Source organism: Alcaligenes sp. 1735tsa3 (assembly GCF_024134565.1).
Taxonomy (GTDB): domain Bacteria; phylum Pseudomonadota; class Gammaproteobacteria; order Burkholderiales; family Burkholderiaceae_B; genus Alcaligenes; species Alcaligenes phenolicus.
Genome location: NZ_CP099862.1, coordinates 1,141,478 through 1,168,373, shown reverse-complemented (window position 1 = coordinate 1,168,373; position 26,896 = coordinate 1,141,478). Strand labels below are relative to the sequence as shown.

Annotated in this window: 20 protein-coding genes and 1 riboswitch; of the genes, 3 read left to right on the top strand and 17 right to left on the bottom strand. The window is 56.1% G+C overall.

Annotation, left to right across the window (positions count from 1 at the left end):
• Positions 1-8: 8 nt before the first annotated feature.
• The gene (locus tag NIZ92_RS05310) at positions 9-2,876 is read right to left on the bottom strand and encodes a 2-oxoglutarate dehydrogenase E1 component (RefSeq protein ID WP_035270812.1); all 2,868 of its coding nucleotides are present in this window, start codon (positions 2,874-2,876) and stop codon (positions 9-11) included.
• Between the two features lie 520 nt (positions 2,877-3,396).
• Between NIZ92_RS05310 and NIZ92_RS05305 the strand changes: the two genes are divergently transcribed.
• On the top strand, positions 3,397-5,691 hold the full coding sequence (locus NIZ92_RS05305; RefSeq protein ID WP_026484296.1) for an NADP-dependent malic enzyme: 2,295 nt from the start codon (positions 3,397-3,399) through the stop codon (positions 5,689-5,691).
• A gap of 325 nt (positions 5,692-6,016) precedes the next feature.
• Here the strand turns inward: NIZ92_RS05305 and NIZ92_RS05300 are convergent, their stop codons facing one another.
• The 5 genes from NIZ92_RS05300 to NIZ92_RS05280 form a co-directional block, all read right to left on the bottom strand.
• Entirely contained in the window at positions 6,017-6,931 is a 915-nt protein-coding gene (locus tag NIZ92_RS05300; RefSeq protein ID WP_254002819.1) for a helix-turn-helix domain-containing protein, read from the bottom strand.
• Positions 6,932-6,934: 3 nt separating this feature from the next.
• Positions 6,935-7,570 (bottom strand): YbhB/YbcL family Raf kinase inhibitor-like protein, encoded by a 636-nt coding sequence (locus NIZ92_RS05295; RefSeq protein WP_254002818.1) that lies wholly within the window; start codon positions 7,568-7,570, stop codon positions 6,935-6,937.
• Between the two features lie 222 nt (positions 7,571-7,792).
• Complete coding sequence (locus NIZ92_RS05290) at positions 7,793-8,569, bottom strand: class I SAM-dependent methyltransferase (protein ID WP_035270817.1); 777 nt, start codon at positions 8,567-8,569, stop codon at positions 7,793-7,795.
• Between the two features lie 218 nt (positions 8,570-8,787).
• Positions 8,788-10,029 (bottom strand): voltage-gated chloride channel family protein, encoded by a 1,242-nt coding sequence (locus NIZ92_RS05285; protein ID WP_254002817.1) that lies wholly within the window; start codon positions 10,027-10,029, stop codon positions 8,788-8,790.
• Positions 10,030-10,109: 80 nt separating this feature from the next.
• Positions 10,110-10,182: riboswitch (Fluoride riboswitch) on the bottom strand.
• Between the two features lie 45 nt (positions 10,183-10,227).
• Positions 10,228-11,991, bottom strand: a complete 1,764-nt coding sequence (locus tag NIZ92_RS05280) for an L-lactate permease (RefSeq protein WP_254002816.1) — start codon at positions 11,989-11,991, stop codon at positions 10,228-10,230.
• Between the two features lie 242 nt (positions 11,992-12,233).
• On the opposite strand from NIZ92_RS05280, the gene lldR reads away from it, so the two are divergent.
• A complete protein-coding gene (gene lldR / locus NIZ92_RS05275) occupies positions 12,234-13,013 on the top strand; it encodes a transcriptional regulator LldR (RefSeq protein WP_026484289.1) in 780 nt (259 codons plus the stop codon).
• A gap of 266 nt (positions 13,014-13,279) precedes the next feature.
• Here lldR and gltA read toward each other — a convergent pair whose 3' ends face one another.
• The 7 genes from gltA to NIZ92_RS05240 all read right to left on the bottom strand — a co-directional run bounded on the left by gltA (position 13,280) and on the right by NIZ92_RS05240 (position 19,063).
• The gene (gene gltA, locus NIZ92_RS05270) at positions 13,280-14,584 is read right to left on the bottom strand and encodes a citrate synthase (RefSeq protein WP_022983549.1); all 1,305 of its coding nucleotides are present in this window, start codon (positions 14,582-14,584) and stop codon (positions 13,280-13,282) included.
• 18 nt (positions 14,585-14,602) lie between these two features.
• Positions 14,603-14,863, bottom strand: a complete 261-nt coding sequence (locus NIZ92_RS05265; RefSeq protein ID WP_003802528.1) for a succinate dehydrogenase assembly factor 2 — start codon at positions 14,861-14,863, stop codon at positions 14,603-14,605.
• An 18-nt stretch (positions 14,864-14,881) separates the two neighbouring features.
• Complete coding sequence (locus tag NIZ92_RS05260) at positions 14,882-15,598, bottom strand: succinate dehydrogenase iron-sulfur subunit (protein ID WP_003802530.1); 717 nt, start codon at positions 15,596-15,598, stop codon at positions 14,882-14,884.
• Positions 15,599-15,611: 13 nt separating this feature from the next.
• Positions 15,612-17,390 (bottom strand): succinate dehydrogenase flavoprotein subunit, encoded by a 1,779-nt coding sequence (sdhA, locus tag NIZ92_RS05255; RefSeq protein WP_022983547.1) that lies wholly within the window; start codon positions 17,388-17,390, stop codon positions 15,612-15,614.
• Between the two features lie 3 nt (positions 17,391-17,393).
• Complete coding sequence (gene sdhD / locus NIZ92_RS05250; RefSeq protein WP_003802535.1) at positions 17,394-17,777, bottom strand: succinate dehydrogenase, hydrophobic membrane anchor protein; 384 nt, start codon at positions 17,775-17,777, stop codon at positions 17,394-17,396.
• Positions 17,777-18,190, bottom strand: a complete 414-nt coding sequence (gene sdhC, locus NIZ92_RS05245) for a succinate dehydrogenase, cytochrome b556 subunit (protein WP_009457694.1) — start codon at positions 18,188-18,190, stop codon at positions 17,777-17,779. The genes sdhD and sdhC overlap by 1 nt, the downstream gene beginning before the upstream one ends.
• Positions 18,191-18,292: 102 nt before the next feature.
• A complete protein-coding gene (locus tag NIZ92_RS05240) occupies positions 18,293-19,063 on the bottom strand; it encodes a GntR family transcriptional regulator (protein WP_009457695.1) in 771 nt (256 codons plus the stop codon).
• 289 nt (positions 19,064-19,352) lie between these two features.
• Here NIZ92_RS05240 and NIZ92_RS05235 point away from each other — a divergent pair, with 289 nt between their 5' ends.
• On the top strand, positions 19,353-20,342 hold the full coding sequence (locus NIZ92_RS05235) for a malate dehydrogenase (RefSeq protein ID WP_022983546.1): 990 nt from the start codon (positions 19,353-19,355) through the stop codon (positions 20,340-20,342).
• Between the two features lie 73 nt (positions 20,343-20,415).
• On the opposite strand, the gene NIZ92_RS05230 is transcribed toward NIZ92_RS05235, so the two are convergent.
• The 4 genes from NIZ92_RS05230 to prpR form a co-directional block, all read right to left on the bottom strand.
• Positions 20,416-22,782, bottom strand: coding sequence for a TonB-dependent siderophore receptor (locus NIZ92_RS05230; RefSeq protein ID WP_254002815.1), 2,367 nt, complete (start codon positions 22,780-22,782; stop codon positions 20,416-20,418).
• 299 nt (positions 22,783-23,081) lie between these two features.
• Positions 23,082-24,077 carry a FecR family protein gene (locus NIZ92_RS05225; RefSeq protein ID WP_254002814.1) on the bottom strand — a complete coding sequence of 332 codons (996 nt, stop codon included), beginning with the start codon at positions 24,075-24,077 and terminating at the stop codon, positions 23,082-23,084.
• A 108-nt stretch (positions 24,078-24,185) separates the two neighbouring features.
• The gene (locus NIZ92_RS05220) at positions 24,186-24,686 is read right to left on the bottom strand and encodes a sigma-70 family RNA polymerase sigma factor (RefSeq protein ID WP_035270828.1); all 501 of its coding nucleotides are present in this window, start codon (positions 24,684-24,686) and stop codon (positions 24,186-24,188) included.
• Positions 24,687-24,794: 108 nt separating this feature from the next.
• Complete coding sequence (prpR, locus tag NIZ92_RS05215) at positions 24,795-26,711, bottom strand: propionate catabolism operon regulatory protein PrpR (protein ID WP_239055240.1); 1,917 nt, start codon at positions 26,709-26,711, stop codon at positions 24,795-24,797.
• Between the last annotated feature and the right edge of the window lie 185 nt (positions 26,712-26,896).

Here is a 26,896-nt window from a genome sequence, read left to right as displayed (position 1 = left end):
AGGGTGCGTTATTTGGTCAGCATGAAGCCTTTGCGAGCGCCGAAAGCCTGCTCCAGCAGCGCCTTGTGTTGTTCCTGGTGTTTGGCCAGGTAACCAACGGCAGGCGAAGCGGACGCGGCACGGCCGGCGTAACCCAGCTTCTGACCTTCGGTCATGTTCTCGTAGATGTGATGCTGAACGTAGAACCATGCACCTTGGTTTTGAGGTTCGTCCTGAACCCAGATAACTTCCTTGGCGTTGCTGTACTTGGCCAGCTCTGCCTGGAAGGCCTTGTGGGCAAACGGATACAACTGCTCCACACGGATAATGGCAATATCGTTGCGCTCCAGCTCTTTACGGTGGTTCACCAGATCGTAGTAAACCTTGCCCGAGCAAGCCAGAACACGTTTGACAGCGGCTGCATCAATCGCCTGATCGGTCTCGCCGATCACCGGCATGAAGTGACCCTCAGCCAGATCGCTCAGTGGCGAGGTAGCGTCTTTATTACGCAGCAAGGACTTGGGCGTCATGATGACCAAAGGCTTGCGGAAAGGACGGATCATCTGACGACGCAGCACGTGGAAGATCTGGGCGCCGTTGGTGGGCTGAACAACCTGGATATTGTTGTCAGCGCACAGTTGCAAGAAGCGCTCGATACGGGCCGAGGAGTGCTCCGGACCCTGACCTTCGTAGCCGTGTGGCAGCATCAGAGTCAGACCGCAATGACGGCCCCACTTGGCTTCACCCGACGTAATGAACTGGTCGATCACAACCTGGGCGCCGTTGGCGAAGTCGCCGAACTGAGCTTCCCAGATAGTCAAAATGTTGGGCTCTGCCGAAGCGTAACCGTATTCAAATGCCAGCACGGCCTCTTCGGACAGAACCGAGTCGATCACCGTGAAGTTGGCCTGGCCTTCGGAGACGTTCTGCAAAGGAATGTAGGTGCCGTCGTTCCAGCGCTCACGTTTTTGATCGTGCAGCACAGCGTGACGGTGGGTAAACGTACCACGGCCCGAGTCCTGGCCGGTAATACGGATGGCGTAGCCGTTGTTCACCAAGGTTGCAAAGGCCAAGTGCTCGCCCATGCCCCAGTCCACCTGAGCTTCGCCACGTGCCATGGCACGACGGTCATTCAGCATGCGGTTGACCAGCGGGTGAACCGTAAAACCTTCTGGCACGGTGGTCAGTTTTTCACCGATGCGTGTCAGTTCAGACATCGGCAAGGCGGTGTCAGCCTGGTCAGTCCATTTGGCGCCCAGGAAGGCAGACCAGTCGGTGGCGTACTTGTTCTTGTAGTCTGTCAGAACAGGTTCAACCGTGCGCTTGCCATCTTCCATCAGTTGACGGTAAGCCTTGACCAGATCTTCGGGTTCGTTCTCGGACAGAATACCTTGAGCAACCAGCTTGTCGGCGTACAGTTTGCGCGTACCGTTGTGCTGACCAATCTTCTTGTACATCAGCGGCTGGGTCATCGAGGGAGTGTCTTGCTCGTTGTGGCCCAGTTTACGGAAACAAACAATATCAACCACGACGTCGTGCTTGAACTCGCGGCGGAAGTCCAGAGCCAGCTGAGTCACGAACACCACGGCTTCAGGATCGTCGCCATTGACGTGGAACACAGGGGCTTCAATCATCTTGACCACGTCCGTGCAATACAGCGTGGAGCGTGTATCGCGAGGATCAGAGGTGGTGAAACCGATCTGGTTGTTAATAACAATGTGCAGCGTACCACCGGTACCGTAGCCACGGGTCTGGGCCAGGTTCAGTGTTTCCATGACCACACCCTGACCGGCAAAAGCCGCGTCACCGTGAACCAGCACGGGCAGAACCTGGCTGCCGTCTTCGTCGCTACGACGATCCTGACGAGCACGGACCGACCCCTCGACCACTGGGTTAACAATTTCCAGGTGGGATGGGTTAAAGGCCAGAGACAGGTGAACCGGACCGCCACGAGTGGACAGGTCGCTGGAGAAACCGTTGTGGTACTTCACGTCGCCGTCGGTCAAGCCTTCAGCGTGACGGCCTTCAAACTCGGCAAACAGGTCACCGGGCATCTTGCCCATGATGTTGACCAGCATGTTCAGACGACCACGGTGAGCCATACCCACGATGATTTCCTGAACGCCGTTCTCGCCAGCGTGGTTGACCACTTCATCCATACAAGCGATGAAGCTCTCGCCACCTTCCAGGGAGAAGCGTTTCTGACCGACGTATTTGGTGTGCAGGAAGCGCTCCAGGCCTTCGGCCTCGGTCAGCTGCTGCAAGATGTTGCGTTTTTGGTCAACGTTGAAAGAACCTGTGCCATGCACCGACTCCAGGCGCTGCTGAATCCAGCGCTTGACGACCGGGTCGGAGATGTACATGAATTCTGCGCCCACCGAACGGGAGTACGTATCACGCAAGGCCTTGAGCATGTCGCGCAGCGTCATGGTGTCGGCTTTGGTGAAGTAAGTGTTGGTGGCGGAGTAGACCTGGTCCAGATCTGCTTCGGTCAAACCGTAGAAAGCAGGGTCCAGTTCAGGGATGCTGGGGCGTTCGGAGCGCTTCAGGGGATCCAGATCAGCAATGCGTGCACCCAGGGAGCGGTAAGCAGCAATCATGGACTGAATCGACACTTGCTTCATGGCAACTGTCAGGTCCGGTGCTTGGGCGCTGGTCAGGAAGGCATTGGCTTTGGCACGCTGAGCGAAGGACTCGACGATGGGAGCGTGAGCTTGATCGCGGGTGCTGTCGCGGCCGTCAGTCGCAGGCTGGTGCTGCAGCTGGTCGAAGTACTCGCGCCATTGGTCGGCGACGGAGCCTGGATTGTCGAGGTAGGACTCGTAGAGTTCTTCGACGTAAGGAGCATTGCTCCCGAACAAATAAGAGTTACTGAGCAGTTCTTTTTGCGATGACATTATTACGCTTCACCTATCCGAGTGTTTCACTCGTGTTGAGATGCAGGAAAACCTTCCGCGACACGGACCTCGCCGGTTAGCGGATAGCAGGAGCAGAAGGCAACGTAGGACGCCTTATACAAGCCGTATTGATCTAGTATAACGCCGCACACAAAAGGCGCAATTAATGACATCTAAAATGCTTGGCGACTGCGTCATACCGTTGGCATTAACAAACACATCGATCTATCACGAGGGCGAATTCTTACAAAAGAAGCGCTCCAAATCATGATTGACGCCCCTTGGCTGCCCCACATGAAGGAAAAATTCCGATATGCTAATCGGGTGCAGCAAGTACGCGCTTCGCGGGCCCCTTTTCCACCAAACCGAGCCCAGCCTGCCCTTGGTCACCTTGAGGCAGGCAACAAGCGTTGCCATGACATATGCTGCCTATAACAAATCAGCACCTACCTGGTGACTGTATTTCTTATAAATTAGATTCACTTTTACACTAGAAAATCCTATCAGGAGCTTTACCAAAATGGATGCCAACGCCGATCTGGCCAAACTTGCGCTGGACTATCACGCGTATCCCACTCCCGGGAAAATCTCGGTGGTCCCTACCAAGACCCTAGCCAATCAAGATGACCTCTCGCTAGCCTACTCCCCCGGCGTCGCATCTGCTTGCATGGCCATCCACGCCGAAGGCGAAGAAGCCGCCGCCAAGTACACCTCGCGCGCCAACCTGGTTGCCGTGGTTACCAACGGTACCGCCGTGCTGGGTCTGGGCAATATCGGCCCCCTGGCCGCCAAGCCCGTCATGGAAGGCAAAGGCTGCCTGTTCAAGAAATTCGCCGGCATCGACGTGTTCGATATCGAACTGAACGAAACCGATCCGGACAAGCTGGTCGACATCATTGCCGCACTGGAACCCACCCTGGGTGGTGTGAACCTGGAAGACATCAAGGCCCCCGAATGCTTCTACATCGAGAAGAAGCTGCGCGAGCGCATGAGCATTCCCGTGTTCCACGATGACCAGCACGGTACCGCCATCATCTCGTCCTCCGCTGTTCTGAACGGCCTGAAAGTCGTCAACAAGAACATCGCCGACATCAAGCTGGTTTGCTCGGGCGCTGGCGCTGCTGCCATTGCTTGCCTGGACTTGCTGGTTGCCCTGGGCGTGAAGCTGAGCAACATTTTCGTGGCCGACTCGCGCGGCATCATCTGGAAAGGTCGCGACGAGAACATGGAGCCCAACAAGGCTCGCTACGCTCAAGAAACCGACGCCCGTACCCTGGCTGATGCCATGGTTGGCGCTGACGTGTTCCTGGGTTGTTCCGCTCCTGGCGTCCTGTCCGCCGACATGGTCAAGACCATGGCCGACAAGCCCCTGATTCTGGCCCTGGCCAACCCCGAGCCTGAAATCCGTCCTGAAGTAGCCAAGGCTGCCCGCCCTGACTGCATCATCGCGACTGGCCGTTCGGACTACCCGAACCAGGTCAACAACGTGCTGTGCTTCCCCTTCATCTTCCGTGGTGCCCTGGACGTTGGCGCCAGCGTGATCAACGAAGAAATGAAGCTGGCTTGCGTGAAAGCCATTGCCGAGCTGGCCCAGGTCGAGCAAAGCGACGATATGGCCACTGCTTACGGCGGCGAAGATCTGCGTTTTGGTCCTGAGTACATCATCCCCAAACCGTTCGACTCCCGTCTGATTGTTCAGATCGCTCCTGCCGTGGCCCAAGCTGCGATGGACTCCGGCGTTGCCGCCCGTCCTATCGAAGACATGGACGCCTACCGTCAGAAGCTGATCGCCATGACCTACCACACCGGCCCGCTGATGCGTCCGTTGTACATGCAGGCCAAGGCTGCGCCCAAGCGCATCATTTACGCTGATGGCGAAGACGAGCGCGTATTGCGTGCCGTGCAAACCGTCGTGGACGAGAAGCTGGCCCAGCCTATTCTGGTGGGTCGCCCCAGCGTGATCGACATGCGCGTCAAGAAAGCTGGCCTGCGTCTGGAAGCGGGCAAGAACGTGCAAATCGTTGATCCTGAAGACGATGATCGCTTCACCGAGACCTGGACTGCCTACTACAAGCTCAAGGCACGTGAAGGCGTGACTCCAGACATCGCCAAAGCCATGATACGCAAGCACAACTCGCTGATCGGCGTGATGCTGCTGCAACGTGGTGATGCTGACGGCATGATCTGCGGCGTGGCCAGCAACTACGACAGCCAGCTGCACTATGTTGAGCAAGTCATTGGCCTGAAGAAAGAAGCCCAGACTTTCGCCGCCATGAACGTGCTGATGCTGCCTACACAAACTCTGTTTGTGTGCGACACCCACGTCAACGAGAACCCCACTGCCGAACAGATCGCCGACATGACGATCCAGGCCGCTGACGAAGTCAAACGCTTCGGTGTGGTGCCTCGTGTCGCGCTCTTGTCGCACTCGAACTTTGGCAGCCGCCAGACCGAGTCATCCCGCAAGATGGCCAAGGCTCGTCAGATCCTGGCTGAACGCGCTCCCGACCTGGAAGTGGACGGCGAAATGCACGCTGACTCCGCCCTGTCCGAGAAAATCCGCCTGAAGGCCTTCCCCGACAGCACGCTGCGCGGTTCGGCCAACCTGCTGATTACTCCTAACCTGGACGCCGGCAACATCACCTACAACATGCTGAAGATGACAGGCAGCAACGGTGTGGCCATGGGCCCCATCCTGCTGGGTGCGGCTCGCCCCATCCACATCCTGACCACCAGCGCTACGGTGCGTCGTATCATCAACATGACAGCCTTGGCTGTTGTGGATGCACAGCAAGAAGCCCAGCAAAACAGCTAATCCTGTTTAGCTGAATAAAAACCGGATGCAGCGTAAAGCGGCATCCGGTTTTTTATTTCATGATGACTTTGGCGGCCTGTTGCGATGGGCAAAGCTGTCGTCCGATCCACCAAAGGCCTGAAGGGCCAAGAGCAAGCTCAATCAGCCTGTAATGGACGCAGCACAGGCGAGTACCCTGTCTCCGGGACACCCAGTACCCATCATCTCGTGCAAGATCGCTTCGTCAGTCGCAAAGTGCCCATGTCGCAGCTCTGGCAGACCCCGACAAGCAATCCACAAAAAAATATCGCAGATTCGTAGCTGCCTCTGACGTGAGCAATGCCTGTCAGCGAACCGCAGATGGAAGATAACCAAAACGAGTACGGAATCGGTCAGAAAAACGAGCACGAGACTGGTATCCGCAGGCCTGCGCAATGTGTGGAATGGTCCAGGATGTCGTCTGTAGCAACATCAAGGCGTGGTGCATGCGAGTGTCGATCAGCAACTCCTCGAAGCGCACACCTTCGCCAGCAAGACGTCGTCGCAAGGTGGCCTCGCTCATCGCTAATGCACGGCCAGCTTCCTGCGCTGTCCAGTTCTGATCCGGCGCCTCGCCTATCAAGGTGCGTAAGCGCCCGGCTGTCCTACTCTGCCTGCTGCCCTTGAAAGCATGGCCTCGCTCAGCCAGTGCAAAAAGAAAATCCATCAGCCGACACTGGAGCCGTTCGTCACTTACACGCTTGGCATCCACGCCTTCGAGTGCGCGATGGAGCGTTGATTCAAGGTCCTCGTCCAGCTGTGCCAGCCGATAAGGAGCCAAGCTACTGCTCTCCGACGAAGGAGCAGAACCATAACGCTGAAACATCTCCAGCAGGCTTGTCGAGAGCGTCAGGAAAATGGAACGAAAGCGCTTCTCCTGTTCATCTGGTGTTTTCAGCAAATCGACGCTAGTGCCCGGCTCGACGAGCAGCAGCGACCCTGGTGCATCGCTCACCACATCGACCGCGAGCGGGTGAAGATCGTCATTCAAGTCGAGCCGTCCGGCAGCGACAAGCAGGACGGTAGCATCGTGGAACAGAAACCGCGGCGTGTACTGCACCTGCGTTAGAACAGGCTGCGCCAACGCGCACAAGCCGCGCCGCAACACTGGTGTGCCCGATGGCAGCGACCAGTGACAGCAAGGCTCAGATTGTGCAGTTGCCTGGGCGACTATTTGGGCGCTTTGCCGTGACTCTGCAGTAAGCTGTTTGCGCTGGCTCACAAATCAGCCAAGAGACACGGATGGGTTGAGGCTGTACAAACCCGTCAGACTGGCTTGTCCCAGCACTGGAGCGGTGCTTAGTGCCGCACGTACATTGGCCCCTGTCAGTGGTCCATCCACGGCAAGCGAGGGGGTAGCCAAGGCATAGACCGTAAAGATGTAGTGGTGAACCAGAGTGTCATTCCAGGGCGGGCATGGGCCATCGTAGCCGTGGTAGTCGCCCTTCATTTGTTCATCGCCGGCGAACCAGGCGGTGTAGTCATTGATGCCGTGGCGCAAACCGCCCTCAAGCTCTGGGCCGGGTTTGCCGCGCGGCGTGATGCTGCTGGAATGCGAGCCGGACGCGATCTCTATCGTGCTGGCGGGAATGTCGAGCAGCAGCCAGTGAAAAAAGTCGACTCGTGACAGGTCGGCAGGCACTTGGCGGCCTTCCTGATTCACATCATCGCCACGACTGGGCACATCCGGGTCGTGGCAGACAATGACAAACGATTGAGTGCCTGCGGGAACATCGCTCCAGGCCAGATGCGGATTGCGATTCGAGGACAAGGCAATATGCGCGTTGGCATCGGGAACGGCAAAAGCGAATTCGCCAGGAATCGCCTGACCATCTTGAAAGCTTTGACTGATAAGTTGCATAGGTAGTTTTGCGTTGTGCTTGTTGAAGAATCAATGTGTATCGGCCTGCACACAAGAGAGGATTATTCTAAGTACCCATACACTTCTCAAGCAGCACATACCCAATCAATTATTTTTCATTTCCAGTCAAATTGATCTCTTCTGGTCTGTTTCAGGAGTGGCAGCGCTTGAACTCCGGAAACACGTGCATGGCCGTACCGAGCGCATTTCAAAACAAAAACATCACGCCCCACCAAGGGCCTGCTTCCACACGCGTCCCGCACGCACAGACAAAGGCCAACTGATTCGGCGACGCTGATCGGGATCACCCCACTGCTTGCGCAACTCCACTTCCACTGCGCTCAAGGGACTGGCGCCCAGCGCTTTTTCAGCCGCTTTCACAGCCGACCAGGTTCTGATGTATCCCAGGAGCTGTGGCAAACTCCAATCCACCTCCATGGCCAAAGGCGGCAAGCTCAGCTCCTGAAAAGGAAAGGCCAGGCTGCGATACCCCTCTTCCACATGACGGCGCTCCGGTGGCCAGTAAGCACCGATGGTTTCATAGTAGAAATGCTGCATGACGCTATCCACTTCACCCTCCACATGCAAGACGCCATAGGTGATCAAAGCCAGCAAGGCATCGGGGCGAGCGATACGCTGAACCTCGGCATAGAAAGGCCCCAGATCCAGCCAATGAGCCGCTTGCGCGACGGTGATCAAATCCACGCTGTTATCAGCCAGACCGCTGTTGTCAGCCAAAGCCGTGCGATAGCTCACACCCTCTTGCGGCTGCGCCTGAGCAATCTGATCGGCACTGCCGTCCGTGGCGATCACTTCCTTGAATCGCTTGGCCAGCAACACAGAAAGCTGCCCAGTCCCGCAGGCACAATCCAGCGCCCTATCCTGTGCGGGACTCAGTTCGGCCAACACATCCGCCAGCTTTTGCGGATAACTGGGGCGGTAACTGGCATAGTCGGCTGCAACTTGGGAAAAGTGATCTTTGAACTGGGAGTCTGCCATCGCTTCACCTTTGTCTCTTGATATCAAGCCATATAGTAGTTTGCTAAACGCGGAGCCTGGAAACCAGCGTAAAAAAGAGACTATTTTTAAGCAGGCACATGAGGCATCCCTAGCCACTCGCTCACCGAGTGGCTGACTGACTGACTGACTGACTGACTGACTGACTGACTGACTGACTGACTGACTGACTGACTGACTGACTGACTGACTGACCCAGCTCAAACAGGCCGACGAAGTTTGAACTTGCGATGACCCACACGTTGCGCATGATAGATCCCTGCATGCCCCGAGAACACATAGGCTGCTACACAAGCGATCGCCGCCAAAGGCCCCAGTTCTGCACCAAACAGCTCCATCGCCATCAGTGTGCACGCAATCGGTACATTGGCTGCGCCGGCAAAGACGGCCACAAAGCCCAAGCCCGCCATCATTGAAAAAGGCATGTGCAGCAAGGGAGCCAAGGCATTACCCAGCGTCGCCCCTATGTAGAACAAGGGCGTGACCTCCCCTCCTTTAAAACCGGAGCCTAAAGACAGGACAGTAAACCCCAGCTTGCCCAGAAAATCCCATGGCTGCATAGGCTCGTGGAAAGCGCGCACTATTTCCGGAACACCCAGGCCAATGTACTGGTAGGCATCCAACGCCCAGACAGCGATCGCCACCACCAGCCCGCCCCAGAAGGGTCGCATGGGTGCATACTTGATGCTCTTTTTCATCCAGGCGGAAAGCTGGTGAGTCAGCATGGCGAACAACATGCCGATCAGGCCGAACAGAACCCCGGCGATCAACACAGCCAGCATGCTCCAGCTGTCTAGTGACACGACGTACTCAACGACGTAATGGGTATGCTGCACGCCCCAGATCAGGCCCACCAGGTCGGCAGCAATCGCAGCGATCAGGCAAGGAAACAAGGCGTTGTAGCGCATACGGCCTATCGCCAGCACTTCCATGCCAAACACGGCTCCGGCTAAAGGCGTGCCAAACACAGATGAAAAGCCGGCACTCATACCTGCCATCAACAGAATGCGTCGATCCTCCCGGTCCAAGCGAAACACATGGGTTAGCTGGTCCGACAAGGCGGCACCCATTTGTACGGCGGTGCCCTCTCGGCCTACCGATGCACCGAACAAATGGGAAATCACGGTTCCGCCAAGTACCAAGGGCGCCATGCGCAAAGGCACCACTTTCTTGGGGTCGTGAATTTCCTCGATCAGCAGGTTATTACCTGCACTAACAGACTGCCCTACGCGTTCATACACCCAGCCTACGGCCAAGCCTGCCAGCGGCAGTAGCCAAATCAGCCAGGCATGCTGTATCCGCCAGGAGGTAGCCTGCTCGAGTGAAAAAAGGAAAAAAGCGGAAGCGCTGCCTGCCAGCACGGCAATCAGGCAAGCGAGCACAAACCATTTGCCGTAATACGACAGCAGGTTTAGCAAGAGTGAGGTTTTGAGTCTGTTCATGGGTTGTAAGCTCAATGGAATCGGGCTGACCACAAACAGAAGATGTAAACGCAGACGCCTACAGCCCCGACGGTGGTCAGGTCACTGTAGACGTCATCAGCTGCTTCAGAACGAAACGGCGGTTAAAGGAGGAACGTCATCTCCAGGAAGAAATTGTACAACGACTCCTTTAAGCCGCAAATAAACAGAGCAAAATTTTCAAGCCATGGCCGGTGTCATCTGACGGCCCCGGGACAGGCTCAAGCCCCCTATGGTCAGTGCCAGGAAGACTGCGGCAGCTATCCACCAGCCCACGGCACCAGTAATCAAGGCCTGGCCGATCAGGCCTGCCTGAATGACGTAATACACCATGGGTATCAAGGTCTTGCGAACAATCTCGCCCTCACGTCCCAACATGCCGACAACCGCACCGGCAGCCACCACGTTATGGACGCAAATCATATTGCCAGCTGCTCCACCTACCGCCTGCAATGCAACCACGATAGCGGACTGGTCCACACTCAAGCCAATTTGCTGAGCGGTAGAGAACTGGAAGTACGAAAACATCATGTTGCTGACAGTATTGGAGCCCGCAATAAATGCCCCCAAACTGCCCACCCAGGGTGAAACCGTAGGCCATGCCTGCCCAACCGCCGACGCGGCCCCTTGAGCCAACACCAGCGGCATGCTGGCAATGGAACCATCAGCCGCTGCCGAGTTGATAAACACCTGCACCATAGGCACGGCCAACAACAAAGCAGGAGCTGCGCTGCCCATGGTACGCAGCGATGCTTTCACACCGATGACATACTGCTGACTGCTCATGCGAAAAATCGCAATGCAGGCCAGTGAGACCAGAATCAAGATGGCCCCTGGCGAGAACAGCAACTGAGCCGACGTAGAAATACCAGTGCCCAAAATACCTTCCACCTTGATTGTGGCCGAAGGCCCCGTCAACCAGGCTTTTACCGCAGGAACAGTACGAGTAAAGATCAAAAGTGCAACCACCAGCACATACGGCGAGAAAGCCCGCAATACCGAAAAGCGTTGCTGCGATTCCGTGTTATCCATCGCCACTGTACCCAGCCAGTGGGACGGCCATTGACTGCGATCCGGGAAATCAAAGGTTTTGCGAGGTGCAAACCAGCCCTTTCGAGCTGCGCTCACCACAATTACCAGTCCGACCATCGAACCCAGCATGGAGGGAAACTCAGGGCCCAGGGTAATGGCAATCAGGTAGTACGGAACGGTAAAGGCCAAACCGGCAAACAAAGCAAACTTCCATGCCCCCAGTCCCTCGGCAAAGGAGCGGCGTTCACCGAAAAAGCGAGTCAACAAACCGCAGAGCAACAGTGGAATCACAAAGCCGGTCATGGCATGAATCAAGGCGACGTTCTCGACGATCTGCTGCAAATACTCAAGCGGCTGCAGGGGCGCAATGGCAGCTGCAACATCAACCTTGTTATCAATACCCGAACGCACTCCAACCAGCATGGGCGTACCGACCGCCCCGAAAGACACAGGCGTGGACTGGATAACCAACACAGCCATCACCGCTGCCATGGCAGGAAAGCCCAGAGCCAGCAGCAAGGGAGCCCCAACAGCGGAAGGCGTACCGAAACCCGACGAGCCCTCGATCAGGGAGCCGAACAACCAGGCAACAATAATGACCTGAATGCGACGATCCGGCGATACATCCATAAAGCCCTGGCGAATCGCACTTAATGCTCCGCCCACCTTGAGCGTATTCAAAAGCAGCACGGCACCAAATACAATGAACAGCAGGGTCAATGCGGTAACAATGCCGTTGATCGTGGCTGCAGCAATAACTTCGGCCTGGCTCCCCCATACAAATAAAGCGAGAATCGCCGTAACCAGATACGCGGCCCCCATCGATAGTTTGGCTGATCGCCCCATCACCACCATCAATAGAAAAACAACCAATAATGGCGTCAGAGCCAACAAGGTGTATAAAAGACTCATCCCGAATTCTCCTTTGTGTGACTGCACATATAGGAGGAAGAGGTTTTGTTGGTGAACAAAATGCGGCTAGGAGCCCGGCCCTGGGCAGCGCAACCACTTCCCGTTTTGTATTTTTGAGCATCATAGCGGTATTACCACCTTTGCATTACCAGCAGAAACCCTGACTAGTTTGGCGCCTCAAGGCCTTAATACGATTAAAAAACCAAGAAAGTGGTAATACCAAATTTAAAGAAGCGTCTTATATGACTATGAATCCCAGCACTCGCCTATCGGACCTGGTTGCTGAAAAAATCCGGCAACTTATACAGGATGAACAGTTGCAACCCGGTGACCGAATCCCGTCCGAGCGTCAATTGGCTGAACGGCTGGATGTGTCGCGTGTACCGATACGGGAGGCCTTGCGCTCGCTAAGCTCTGAAGGCTTGCTGGTTACCCGCCGTGGTGGGGGTACTTATGTTCAAGACAGCGAGTTGATCAACTGGCCAGCCCAGAGCATTGCGCCTCTGGAGGAGCTGATCAATGAAGACCCCTTGTATCGCTATGATGTCCTGGAGGCACGTCGGGCCTTGGAAGCCAGCACAGCCTGGCATGCGGCACAACGAGCAACAGATGCGGACAAAAAGCGCATTGAACAGTGTTTCCAAGTGATGGTTCGGCATCAACAAAACCAGGATGCAGACCTGTCGGCACGTGCAGACGCCCAATTTCATCTGGCAATTGCCATGGCTTCTCATAATGTCGTGCTGGTGCAACTGATGAATGGCCTGTTCCAGTTAGTGTTCTCCACAGTGAAAGAGAACCGGCGCGCCATGTTCGAGTTCGACAATGCACGAGAAGTGGAAATTTTGACCGAGCAGCACGCGGGAGTCATGAAAGCTATTTTGGATGGTGATGCAGAACGGGCTCGCGAGCTGATCGGGCACCACCTGGATCATGTCCAGGCCAAAGTCCGATTTTCTGAAGAGAACAAAGCTCGTGAACAGCGGATTTTCCGCTTCAACAACCACCTGTCTCAGCCTTGAAGCCTAGCCTGTCAGGCATTTGGGCTGCTGCATGTTGACGTGCATATGGTGGTGACAATGCCAACAGCAATGCCAGCGACTCTGGCGATGCGGGCAGTGTTGGTGATCGCTGTGGCTGTGGCTACAGCTGTAGCCATAGCAATACAGAAATAACAGGCAAAAAAAAGTGCACCCAATGGTGCACTTGACCTTCCAGCTACTGCTTCATAACGCTACGGGCTACATGAACAACCGGGGCACGCCCCAGGGATCGCAGCCCGACAGCATTAACGTTGAGCAGGTACGTCGCGCTGAGTTGGGCCCACGTACAGCTGACGTGGACGGCCAATCTTGTAATCTGGATCGGACAGCATTTCGTTCCACTGAGCAATCCAGCCCACGGTACGAGCCAGAGCGAAGATAGCGGTGAACAAGGATGTTGGGATACCAATAGCGCGCTGAACGATACCCGAGTAGAAGTCTACGTTGGGGTACAGCTTGCGTTCGACGAAGTATGGATCTTCCAGAGCAATACGCTCCAGTTCCATGGCCAGCTTGAACAGAGGATCGTTCTCCAGGCCCAGGGCTTCCAGAACTTCCTTGCAGGTTTCTTGCATCAGCTTGGCGCGTGGGTCGTAGTTCTTGTAGACACGGTGACCAAAGCCCATCAGGCGAACGCCCGAGTTCTTGTCCTTGACCTTCTCCATGAACTCGCCAACCTTGTCGATGCCGCCGTTGGCTTGCAACTCTTCCAGCATGTTCAGGCACGCTTCGTTTGCACCACCGTGTGCAGGACCCCACAAGCAAGCAACACCCGCAGCGATCGCAGCGAAAGGATTGGTACCCGACGAACCGCACAGGCGCACGGTGGAGGTGGAGGCGTTTTGTTCGTGATCTGCATGCAGGATGAAGATACGGTCCAGAGCGCGCTCAACCACTTCGTTGACCTTGTAGTCTTCGCAAGGGGTAGCGAACATCATGCGCAAGAAGTTGCCGGTGTAGGACAAATCATTCTTGGGATAGATGAAAGGCTGTCCCAAAGAATACTTGTACGCCATCGCAACCAGAGTAGGCAGCTTGGCGATCAAGCGGATAGCCGACACATGACGGTGATGAGGATTCGTGATGTCCGTGGAATCATGGTAGAACGCCGACAGGGCACCGACCAGGCCGGTCAGTATTGCCATGGGGTGAGCGTCCGGACGGAAGCCGCGCAGGAAGTGCTGCATCTGTTCCTGAACCATGGTGTGGTTCGTGACCAGGGAGTCAAATTCCTGCTTCTGATCTGCGTTGGGCAACTCGCCGTTCAGGATCAGGTAGCACACATCCATGAAATCGCACTTTTGTGCCAACTGGTCGATCGGGTAACCACGGTACATCAACTGGCCCTTGTCGCCGTCAATGTAGGTGATACCGGATTCGCAAGCCGCCGTTGCCATAAAGCCCGGGTCATAGGTAAACATACCTGTCTGACCGTAGAGCTTACGGATATCGATCACGTCCGGACCTACGGTGCCCTTGTGTACAGGGAACTCAACCGAAGGGCTACCGTCGGAGAAGGATAGCGTGGCTTTTTTATCTGACAATTCCATCACTTTTTTCCTCAATGGTTATAGCTTTCGCATAATGTCTACTAGTCGCTGAATGTCCGGTGTGGCGTACTGCCCTTCTGGCTCGGAGCGAGCCAGAAGGACATCCAGCAAAACTGTATCGTCCATTTCGAACAAGCGGGTCAGGGCCGAGACGTCCTGATCAGTCAGCTCGTTTTCGTATTGATCCAGAAAACGGGTGATCATCAAGTCGTTTTCAAGCAAGCCCCGGCGCGCACGCCAGCGCAGGCGCGCACGCTCCAATTCCGTCAATGTTCTCATCGGTACATACCCACCTTTTTAGATACTGCGACGCACCAGCATTTCTTTGATCTTGCCGATGGCATGCGACGGGTTCAGTCCTTTTGGACAGACGTCCGTGCAATTCATGATCGTGTGGCAGCGGAACAAGCGGTATGGATCTTCCAGATTGTCCAGACGCTCGCCCGTTGCTTCGTCACGCGAGTCGGCAATGAAACGATAGGCTTGCAACAAACCAGCAGGACCGACGAACTTGTCGGGGTTCCACCAGAACGATGGGCAAGAGGTCGAGCAGCAGGCGCACAGAATGCACTCGTACAGACCATCGAGCTCCTCACGGGCTTCAGGCGTTTGCAAACGCTCTTTCTCGGGAGGAGGAGCATCGTTGATCAGGAACGGCTTGACCGAATGGTACTGATCGAAGAAGTGGGTCATGTCCACGATCAGGTCACGGATAACCGGCAGACCTGGCAGTGGGCGCAGAACCACAGGCTCTTTCAAGTCGCGCATATTGGTGGTGCAGGCCAGACCGTTCTTGCCATTGATGTTCATGGCATCGGAACCGCACACACCTTCACGGCAGGAGCGACGCAGCGCCAGGCTGTCGTCCATGTCGTTTTTAATGCGCAGGATCGCATCGAGCAGCATCTTGTCGGTGGGCTCCAGCTCGACTTCGATCTTTTGCATGTAGGGACGCTCGTCCTTGTCAGGATCGTAGCGGTAGATTTCAAATTTGACCTTACGTTTTTGACTCATGTCTGTATCCTGCTTAGAAAGTCCGGGCCTTGGGCGGAATCGTTTCGGCTGTCAGAGGCTTCATCTGGACAGGCTTGTACTCCAGACGGCTGCCTTCCGAGAACCACAAGGTGTGACGCAGCCAGTTTTCGTCGTCACGTTCTGGGTGGTCGTTCAGGGCATGAGCACCGCGACTTTCAGTACGATTGGCGGCCGACTTCGTCGTAGCGCGAGCCACTTCGATCATGTTGGCCACTTCCAGAGCTTCAATACGGGCGGTATTGAACACCTTGGACTTGTCTTTGAAGTAAATATCCTTGACTTCGGGAACCAGGGATTCGATCTGGTCGACACCCTTGTGCAACAGATCCAGGGTACGGAACACGCCGCAGTGAGCCTGCATGGCCACACGAATCTTGTTGCCCACGTCCTGTGCCTTTTCGCCCGATGTGCGGGATTCCAGACGGTTGACGCGGTCCAGCGAGTACTCGATGGAGGACTCGTTGATTTCCTGGTGCGCGTGCGTTTTCTCGGGGTGCGAATCCACAATGTGGTTGCCGGCAGCGCGACCGAACACGATCAGGTCCAGCAGGGAGTTCGTACCCAGACGGTTGGCGCCGTGCACGGAAGTAGCGGCACATTCACCGATGGCGTACAGACCGTTGACGATCTTGTTCTCGCCCGTTGGCGTTTGGGTCACAACCTGACCGTAGTAGTTCGTGGGGATACCGCCCATCTGATAGTGGATGGTTGGAACCACAGGGATTGGGTCTTTGATCGGGTCCACGTTACCGAACTTGATCGCGATTTCGCGAATCGAAGGCAGACGTTTCTTGATGACGTCAGCGCCCAGGTGATCCAGTTTCAGAACCACGTAGCTGCCGTCGCCACAACCACGACCTTCCTTGATTTCCTGGTCCATGGAACGGGACACGAAGTCACGTGGGGCCAAGTCTTTCAGGGTGGGAGCGTAACGCTCCATGAAGCGCTCGCCGTCTTTATTGAGCAAGATACCGCCTTCACCGCGTACGCCTTCGGTAATCAGCACGCCAGCACCGGCTACGCCAGTGGGGTGGAATTGCCAGAATTCCATGTCCTGCAAAGGCAGACCAGCACGAGCAGCCATACCCAGGCCGTCACCCGTGTTAATGAAGGCGTTGGTGGAAGCAGCCCAGATACGGCCAGCACCACCGGTAGCCAGCACCACGCGCTTGCCTTCCAGAACGTAGATTTCGCCGGTTTCCATTTCCAGAGCGGTTACGCCCAGAACGTCGCCCGCTTCGTTACGCAGCAGGTCCAGCGCCATCCATTCCACGAAGAACTGGGTGCGGGCTGCAACGTTACGCTGGTACAGGGTGTGCAACATGGCGTGGCCGGTACGGTCAGCAGCGGCACAGGCACGTTGAACAGGCTTTTCACCAAAGTTGGCAGTGTGACCACCAAATGGACGCTGGTAAATCGTACCGTCCTGGTTACGGTCAAACGGCATACCGAAGTGCTCGAGCTCGTACACAGCGTGTGGAGCTTCACGGCACATGAATTCGATGGCGTCCTGGTCGCCCAGCCAGTCCGAACCCTTAACGGTGTCGTACATGTGCCAGTACCAGTGATCCTCGCTCATGTTACCCAGGGAAGCACTGACGCCACCTTGAGCAGCCACGGTGTGGGAGCGGGTTGGGAACACCTTGCTGAGCACGGCCACGGACAAGCCAGCCTGAGCCAATTGCAGGGAACAACGCATACCGGCGCCACCGGCACCGACCACCACTACGTCAAACTGACGGCGGGGCAAAGATTTTGTGATGGAAGCCACGGTTTAGAGACTCCAGATAATTTTTGCAAAAAAGACGACACTGGCAACCAGCCACAGCAAGGTCAACACTTGCAGGAACAAGCGCAGACCAGCGGGCTTGACGTAGTCCATCCAGATGTCACGCACACCAATCCAGGCGTGCCAGGACAAAGACAGGAAGAACAAGGTTGCCAGCAACTGACCCAAAGGCAGGGAGCCGACCGTGAACGAGAACAGGCCGCGCCAGGTCTCGAAATTCAGTTCACTGCTAAACAGGATGCCGCCGATGATGACCAAGGTGTAGATGGCCATGATGACTGCGGTGACACGCTGTGCCAGAAAGTCCAAGGTACCGTAGTGGGCACCCACTACCAGGCGGTTTGCGCCAATGCGCTCACGATTTGCCATTACCACACCCCAAACAGTTTCAAACCAAACACAACGGTCAGCGCCAGGCTGACCCCGAACACCATACCGGCCGACTTCTTGGCGGACTCTTTGTCGTTACCCAGGTGCAGGTCCAGTGCCAGATAGCGGATGCCGGCACAGAAGTGGTGCAGGTAGCCCCAGATCAGGACCAGAAGGATCAGCTTACAGACAGGGTTGTCGACGTAGCTGCGCAAGGTCTCGAAGGACTCTGGAGAGCTGACGCTCAAAGAGAACAGTGGCAATAGAACGAGCGGCAGGCAAAGAAACAGCAATGCACCACTGACACGATGCAAAATCGACGATTTTGCAGCCAGGGGCAAGCGGTAGCTCAATATCTGCGGCACGCTGATATTGCGATACTGCGGACGCTGCTTGGGTGCGGTATCAGACATGATGGCCTCGAAGTAGATAAAAAAAAGTCATAAAATTTTTAACCTTGGTATTTTCACCTATTTGACACTACGGTGCAGTATCAAATACCGTATGCCGCCGAACTAGCTGAGCGTGTTTCGGTAATGGAAGCGCTCAGTCAGGTACAAGCCCCGGCGCAACTCCATCGGTCGATCACCATAGGTATAGGACACGCGTTCCACATGCAGGAGCGGCGAACCGGCAGCGACCTGCAAGACCGAAGCGGCCTCTTCGGTGGCACTGACAGCACCAATCTTTTCATCGGCGCGCACCATGCTCACGCCGAATTTGCTCTCGAACCAGGCGTACATCGGGCCCTTGTTCTGCTCAACGGCCTCCAGGGTCAAACCCTTGAAGACGGAGCCAGGCAGCCAGATATCGTCATAAATGGTCGGGACCTGATCAAAGGACAGAACCCGGCGCAGGTTCACCACCATGTCGGAGGTGCGCAAATCCAGCAGCACGGCAACATCCGTAGGCGCTTTCATTCGACGCACATCCAGAATACGGCTCTGGGAAGCCACAGGCTTGCCATCATCCGGGGCCAGGCGCAGGAAACGAAAGCGCACACGAGCTTCGTGATGGGTGGCCACAAAGGTACCCTTGCCTTGACGACGGATCAGGAGGTTATCGGCGGCCAGCTCATCAATGGCCTTGCGCACCGTGCCCTGGCTGACCTGAAAGCGGGCAGCCAGCTCCAGTTCACTGGGGATGGCTTCGCCGGGCTTCCACTCGCCACGATCCAGCCCCTGCAGCAACAAAGCCTTGATCTGTTGATACAGAGGGCTATAGGCCGCGCTAGGAGCGGATTTTTCGATTTCCTGGGTGCGTAGCGGCGGCACGTTATCAGACATGGGGCTCATAAAAAATGCGCGACAGATACAGCTTGGAACGCGCATTTGTTCATAAAATAGACAGTGCACTAATTTTCGCATGACCGGCCCCGAATGTCTAACGCTCTTATGTCTTATATAAGATATAAGACGTTTGACGCCGCTATCGTTTTGGTCTAGTCTGCGCAGTGAAAAAAGAGGCTTTTCCTCTTGCGAAAAACCGTTTTCCACGCCAGCCGCCCGGTCTGCAAAAGATTTAAACTGTGTTTTTCGTCACCGTCTTCAAACCCAAAAACGGAGTCTTACTCTCATGTCCAAACCCGCAATGCGCGTCGCCGTTACCGGCGCTGCTGGCCAGATTGGCTACGCCCTGCTGTTTCGCATCGCTTCTGGCGAAATGCTGGGCAAAGACCAGCCTGTAATCCTGCAGCTGCTGGAACTCGCCGACGAGAAAGCCCAAAAGGCCCTGAAGGGCGTCATGATGGAACTGGACGACTGCGCCTTCCCGCTGCTGCAAGGCATGTCCGCCCACAGCGATCCTGAAACCGCCTTCAAAGATGCTGATATCGCCCTGCTGGTCGGTGCCCGTCCTCGTGGCCCAGGCATGGAGCGTAAAGATCTGCTGGCCTTCAACGCCCAGATCTTCACAGCACAAGGCCGTGCCCTGAACAAAGTGGCCAGCCGTGACGTGAAAGTGCTGGTGGTCGGCAACCCAGCCAACACCAACGCCTACATTGCCATGAAGTCCGCTCCTGATCTGCCAGCGAAGAACTTCACCGCCATGCTGCGCCTGGACCACAACCGCGCCCTGTCGCAGTTGGCCACCAAGTCCGGCAAGGCTGTTGCTGACATCGAGAACCTGATCGTTTGGGGCAACCACTCGCCCACCATGTACCCTGACACCCGTTTCGCTACCGTGAACGGCGAGAAGATCGACGCGATCATCAACGATCAGGCCTGGAACCGCGAAACCTTCATCCCCACCGTGGGCAAACGTGGCGCCGCCATCATCGAAGCCCGTGGCCTGTCCTCGGCTGCTTCGGCTGCCAATGCCGCCATCGACCACGTGCGCGACTGGGTGCTGGGTTCGAACGGCAAATGGGTCACCATGGGTGTTCCTTCGGACGGCTCCTACGGCATTCCTGAAGGCATCATCTACGGCGTGCCTGTGACCACCGAAAACGGTGAGTACAAGCGTGTTGAAGGTCTGGAAATCGACGCCTTCTCGCGTGAGCGCATGGACCACACCCTGAACGAGCTGCTGGAAGAGCGTGACGGTGTGAAAGACCTGCTGGGTTAATTGACCCGCTAGTCTGCAAAATCCCCGCCTGATTGGCGGGGATTTTTTTTGCCTGAGGGCTAGCCTGCCTGCATCAGAAGTCGTAACGCAGATTCAGGAATGCACTGCGTGGCGCACCGTAGTGGCCGTAGCTGCCGCCCATGCCCTGATAGTAAGTCTTGTCGAACAAGTTATTCACGTTCAGAGTCGCCGCAAATTTCTTGTTGAACTGATAGCGCGCCATCAAGTTCACCACCGCATAACTGTCCTGCTCCACGGTGCTGTTGTAGCGGCTAAAGCGTAAGGAGGTCTTGGAGTTCCAGTTGACACCCCCGCCTACCGTCAAGGCACTCCATTGGCCTGGTAAACGGTATGTCGTCCACAAGCGCAAGGTGTTCACGGGCAGCACTGTCAGCAACTGCTCGCCTTGGGCATCTTTGGTCTTGGAGTGGCTGAAACCGAAATGCACATTCCAATCCGGCGTAATCTCCCCAGCCAGTTCCAGGTCAATCCCCTTGGTCTTGGCCCCATCCACAGAACGAAAAGCCTGGGTATTCTGGCCTGGCACCGTAAAGCCCGCGTCTTCCTCGGCCACATTATCTTTTTGGGACTGATAGAGGGCGATATTCGCGTTCAGACGACGATCCAGAAACTCGCCTTTCCAGCCAAGCTCCTGATTCTTGCCAATAATTGGATCCAGGACCTTGCCATTACGATCCTGCGCGGACTGAGGCTGGAAAATATCCGTGTAACTGGCATAGATGGTTTGCTCAGGTGTCAGGTCATAAACCAGGCCAACATAAGGCGTGATTTGGTCACGCTCACGCATGCCATAGGTCTGCAAGAACTTGTCAGTTGGGCTGGCGTAATAGTAGTCGTAGTCATAGCTGGAAACCCGCGCACCCACAATCAAATGCGTCCTTTCAAGCGGATTGAAACGCACCGCGGCATAAGCACCTGTCTGGCGAGACTTCACATTAAAAATCTCTCCTACCTGCCCCGTATTCGCAGGACGTTCCAGCTCGTTATTCCAGGTATAGAAATTGACTTTGGAAACGCCCACATCCCAGCCCGTATGCTTGTTTTCATAGTTCTGGAAATTGAATCCGGCAATGAAATCGTGTTGACGCCCGCCCAGCTCGAAAGGCCCTTGCAAGGTAACATCCACACCTTTCTGGCTTTGCGTCGCCCCTGCGCGATAGCGCAGCATTCCTGCACTGCCTGTTTCCTTATCCAGGAAAGAACGACCCGAGCCGACCTGGTAGGAGCCATTCAGATTATCCCGGTCCACATCCATGTAATTGGCCGCCACCTTGAACTGCCAATCATTGGGTAAATCCTGTTCCAGGTTCAGCGTGTAGTTGGTCGTTTTGAACTCGTCATACATCCACCGGGCACCCGTGCTGGTCGAGCGCGAGAAATCGGTTGCTTCACCATTGGTAAAGATCAAGGGTACGCCAGGCGCGCCCTTGGCCTTGTAGCGCTGATGATCCACGCTAAGGCGTAGCAAGGTGGTCTCTGTCAGGTCCGCCTCCAAAGCGCCATAGAACAGATCCTTGTCCTGCTTGTAGGCATCCATGAAGCTGTTGTTGTCCTGCTTGGCAAAAACCAGTCGCCCTCGCAGGTTGCCGCTTTCAGTCAGGGGCCCGGACACATCCGCTTCTGCCCGATAAAAATCCCAGGAGCCCGCCCCCAACTGCACGTGGGCCTGGAACTCCTTCGTTGGGCGCTTACGTATCAAGTTCACCGTTCCGCTGGGGCTGCCCGCTCCCGTCATCAGACCGGTTGCCCCGCGCACCACCTCTACCCGGTCATACAGCGCCATATCCAGCAAGGTGCTGGGCATGGTGCGTGTCTGATTCACTTGCGTCGTGGTCACACCATCGAGCTGATAGGTATCAATGGCACTACCACGCGAATAAATATTGAAGCGCTGGCCACCATCCTGCGCCATGGTCACACCCGGCGTCTGCCCCAGGACATCCGTCATCGTATTCAACTGCTGATCTTCCATCTGCTGACGGGTAATCACGCTGATGGATTGCGGCGTATCCTTGATCGACAAGTTCATCTTGGTTGCGGTGTTGGTCAGCGGCGTTGTGTAGGAGCCCGTGCCTTCCGTGGTCGGGTCCAGGCTGGCCTTGACCTGAATAGGCGCCAGCTGTGTAGCCTCGCTCTGAGCAGGACGCCGCAGCGATACATTTTTTCCGGATCGCACAAACTCGATTCCGGTACCTGCCAGAAGGCGACGCAACCCTTCCTCGGGAGACAGGCTGCCTGTCAGCGCCGGAGCGCTATATCCCTGCACCACATCCTGGGAGAAGAAAATCTGCAAAGAGGCCTGCTCACCAAATTCCAATAGCGCCTTGCTCAATGACTGAGCCGGTATGTGGAACTGAATGCTTGCTGATTGAGCGACTGCAGCTTGAGGCAGCGTACCCAGCGCAAGCGCAATAGACATGGCCAAGGCCGACATGCTGAACTGCATGCTCGATAAGGGCGTGCGCGATGCCGCACGTAATGATGCCGTTTTCACAATCCTGCAAATTCCATAAATGAAGTTTCGCGTCTGACGCAGATATACCTTTGGCCAAAGGTGTTTTCAGGGGACTGTGCGCAAATCGCAAATCCTCCCCCCTCATGTCTATAGACGAGCCAGCCCCGCAAACATCGGATGGGAAATGAGAATCATTTTCGAAACAAAGTGTAACGCAAGACGCGAACAGGGAGCTCACACCACGGCTCGCGCATTACAGGAAATTATTTGGCGACGATGCGCAGGCGCCCATCCGGGGCACTCACCACAAGCACCGGAGCGAAAACCGGCAGCATCTCAAGAAACGATTGGGGGTCATCCACACTGAAAATACCCGCGATCTGATGATCTCGTCGTGTCGGTGCATCCAGCACTACGGGACGATCCAGATAACGGTTGATCTCAGCAACAGCGCGGAACAAAGGCGTATTTTCAAAGACGATCTTGCCGCGTCGCCAAGCCAGCGTGCTGTCCAGGTCAGGCAGGTGCACCGGCCCCAAGCCCAACTCGTCCGACACAGCCAGCCCCTGCCCTTTTTCCAGAGCTCGTGACTGACGATTCCACCACGGCCCATTGGACACATTGACCGAGCCCGACTCCACACTGACTTGCGTGGTCTGAGCGTCGTAACGCACATTAAAGCGCGTACCCGTTACCACGATTCGGCTCTCGCCCGCCTCCACCACAAAAGGGCGGGATGGGTCATGTTGCACTGAGAAGAAGATCTCCCCTTCAAGCAGCTGAACCACACGTTTGCCTTCGTAAAGGCGCGCTGTTGCTCGTGCACCCGAGTTCAGCTCCAGCACGGAACCGTCCGGCAAGCTCATCTGCTTTTGCTCACCACGCTGGGCCAATAAGCTCATGGTCTGTTGCGGCGACTCCAACCAGCCACCACTCAGGGCCACGCTTCCTACCACGGCCGCGGTACACATGCCCGCCAGCCCCCAGGCAAAGCGTCGACGCGTCAGTGCAGGGACAGGCTTGGGAGCCTCGCGGCGCGATAGAATTTCGCTCCATTCTTCCTTGGGAATATGCAGACTTGCATCCCAAATACGCTGCACATTGCGGTACTGCCGGTCATGCTCGGGATTCGCCTGTCGCCATTGCTCGAACGCACGCCAATCCTCCGACGAAGCATCGTCAGAATGCAAATAGGCAAACCATTGAGCGGCAAGCTCGTCCGGTTCTACCGAGGAGGAAGAAGCGTTCGGTGGTTTCATCACAGCACAACAAGAGAGCAAGCTGCACAACAAAGCAGCCGCATGGAAATATACCCCTTCATACCTATAGACGTTCGAGAAGGGGCAAGACCCGAACAATTTGTCGGTTCAAGAGGCATATTTCTGTAACTTTTTATTCAAATGGCGCAGCGTGCGGCTCATGTGCTTTTCGACGACCGAGCGGGAAATGCCCATGGCACTCGCGATCTCCGCATGCGTCCAGCCTTCAATGCGATGACGCACATAGACCTGCTGACACACCAAAGGCAACTCATTCAGAGCGCTTTTCAAGTCTGCCAGCATTTGCCGCGAGACCAACTCCGACTCCAACTCCGGGGCCTGCGGATGCTCATGCTCGTCCAGTTCGTGCAAAGGAGTGGTAGGCAAAATCGCCTGGCGGCGATAACGGTCAATAACGCCGTTGGCGGTGCTGCGCTTCAGATACGCGCGCGGATTGTCAACCGTAGCCGCAGCATTTTCCAATAAGCGCAGCGCTGCATCCTGCATAGCGTCTTCGCTATCTTCATGAGGTGCCTTCCGACGCCACGCCGCAACCAGCTCAATGTAATGAGCGAGCCACGTTTTCTTGGGCGCGGATGATCGGGGCATACGGAACAAGCTGCAAAAGAATGAAAGCCGACATAATAACAATGATTCTCATTCATAATGAGCTGACGTATCAATTTATCGTTTCCGAGCACAGGAGCGACCCGATAGCTACTCCGTTTTACGCAACTTCCGCCACAAGGTACTACGGCTAATCCCCAGCCGCTGTGCCGCCAAGGCGCGGTTGCCACCACACTCTTCCAGTACTTTGGCCAAATGCTCTTGTTCACTGCGCTCCTGCTGATCACGCAAGGCTGGCAAGGCGGGCTCGCTCACCACGGCCCGCAACTCAGGCGCAATATCTTCCAGCACCACAGCCTGATCCCCTTGCACTGTGCCCAACACCATCAAACGTTCGATCAGGTTTTCCAGTTCGCGAATATTGCCCGGCCATGTGTAGTGGCGGCCTAGTTCGAGCAGCTCCGCCATCCACTGCGAGTTGAGCGTGATTGCACCACCCAGACGTTGGGCAACCTTGGCCAATAAATGCTCCACCAACTCCGGCAAGTCCTGCGTGCGCAGACGCAAAGGCGGCAAACGCAGCACCAGGATGTTCAGTCGATAAAACAGATCCTGGCGGAACACGCCTTCTTTAACCTGCGCGGCCAGATCGCGGTGAGTAGCCGCAATCACGCGCACATCCACCGGCGTTGGCTCAATCGCCCCGATACGCAGCACTTCTTTTTCTTGCAGCACACGCAGTAAACGGGTTTGTAGCGGCAAGGGCATTTCGCCGATCTCGTCCAGAAACAGGGTGCCGGTGTGAGCCGCTTCCACCAGCCCCACCTTGCCACCTCGACTGGAGCCGGTAAATGCCCCCTCCACATACCCGAACAACTCGCTTTCCAACAGGCTGTCCGGGAAAGCCGCGCAGTTCACGGCCACAAAGGGTTGCGCGCGTCTGGCGCTGGCGCTGTGAATGCCTTGAGCCAGCAATTCCTTGCCTGTGCCGCTTTCACCAATAATCAAGGTTGTGGCTGTACTTTGAGCGCAAGCCTGGGCTTGAGCACGCAGCTTGCGCATGGGCGAGCTTTGCCCCACCAGATCAGATAGCTCGTAACGGGCATGACGCGATGCGGCTTGCTGACTGCGTGAACGCAAGCTGCGGTCCAGTCGTTGAATCGCTGCCGGGTCCTGGCAAAGTAGCACTGCCCCGCTCAAGCGCCCCTGCTCCAGAATCGGCATGCGGGTCACGATCGCGGTACGGCCACCTACTTGCTGCACCGTATCCAACTGCACTTCCAGACTGCGCAGCGTGCCAGCCAGATCCAGCTCGGGATACAAGGAACCCAAACGACGGCCAATCATGGCTTGAGCCGGTTGGCCCAACCAGGCTTCCATCGCCGGGTTCACGGTTTCAATCCGCTCGTCCCTGTCCACTGACACCACGCCGTCACGCAACTGCGCCAGAATCGTATTCAAGCGATCCCGGCGAGCGGCCTCAGCGCGAGCCACGCGAGCCAGTTCGATAGCGGATTCCAGAGCCTGTCGCACCGCTCCTTGTGAGTACAGCAACACGCCTTCCATCTGATTCTCGCGCGCCAGATCCACCACCAGACCGGGTGCCAGCACCCACTCCACGCCCAGTTCTTTCAAATCCTGGACACAGCTACGGGCGTCGGCTTCACTGCGATAGCTACGTAGCTCCACAGGCAGATCAAAACGCTGCACGAACTCCAGCAGCTCCAGCGGCATTTCGCCATAGGTCACCACGGCTTTGCGCTCTGCCTGTGCCGAGGCCAGGCTGCCCATAATGTCGAAGCCACCGGGATGGACCAACACCACCGGCAAGTCCAGATGTTCGCGCAAATAACTGCCGTTGGAACCGGCAGACACCAGCACGTCAATTTCGCCTGTTTGTCGTAAAACCTGCACGGCCTCCACGGCCTCTCCATAGGCCTTGTCCACAATCAGTATTTCGGCCTGAGCGCGAAACTGCGGCACCAGCTCTTCCAATAGAGAACGCAGTCCATGCAAGCCAAAAGCTACCAGACGCAGACGCGCAGGCGGGGAGGAAGGATAAGGCATATGGTTTCACCCGGGCTTCAATAATGCGACACTGTTTCAAATTACGTTTCAATATTGAAACACAAAACAGGAAAAGACAATATTCCTGGAAGGGAGCGACGACATCACACCACGCGAGAAATTCCCGCCTCCTCTGGGTTCAGGCTCTTCATCGCTCCCCATATTTGAACTTGGCACAGCATTTG